1 protein-coding gene is annotated in these 567 nt (G+C 39.0%); it reads left to right on the top strand.

Going from position 1 to position 567, the window contains the following annotated elements; translation table 11 throughout:
* Window positions 1-128: 128 nt before the first annotated feature.
* On the top strand, window positions 129-567 hold a 439-nt coding region (locus LCM23_RS25745; protein ID WP_224939364.1), incomplete at its 3' end, for an IS3 family transposase.

Below are 567 nucleotides of genomic sequence, written 5' to 3'. Positions count from 1 at the left end.
CCTTTAAAAGGCAGGCCTAGGACTAAATTTAAGTCGGTTGAAGAGGAAAGGGATTATTTGAAAGCACAAGTTGAATTTCTAAAAAAGCAGTATCCAAATCTGGTAAAGGAGGAGAAAACCCCAGACGAATGAAATATGAATTGGTGGATGAGTTAAGGGTTACCTATCCGGTCTCCTGGCTGTTGGAGATTGCCTATATCAAACCGGCAAGCTACTACAAATGGAGAAAAAACAATCATAAACGAGAAGAAAAAGTTAGGGATGAACAAGAGATTCGAGAGCACATTTTGGGCATACATTTCATGCATCCCGAATATGGACGACCCCGTATTACAGACGAATTAAATGAAAACGGGTATTTAATTAATCACAAAAAGGTCTACCGATTGATGGCAGCAATGAACATCCAATCAGTCATCCGAAAAAAGAGAAAACGACATGGTCATATTCCTTCTAACCTCTTTCCTAACCGTCTGAAAAGGAAGTTCAAGGCGGTAGGACCTAATCAAAAAATGGTAACGGATATCACATTTGTGTCTGTTGGCGAAGAATATTATTATTTATCGG

The organism is Cytobacillus kochii (assembly GCF_020171845.1).
Taxonomy (GTDB): domain Bacteria; phylum Bacillota; class Bacilli; order Bacillales; family Cytobacillaceae; genus Cytobacillus; species Cytobacillus kochii.
This window is presented reverse-complemented; position numbering and strand designations above follow the sequence as displayed.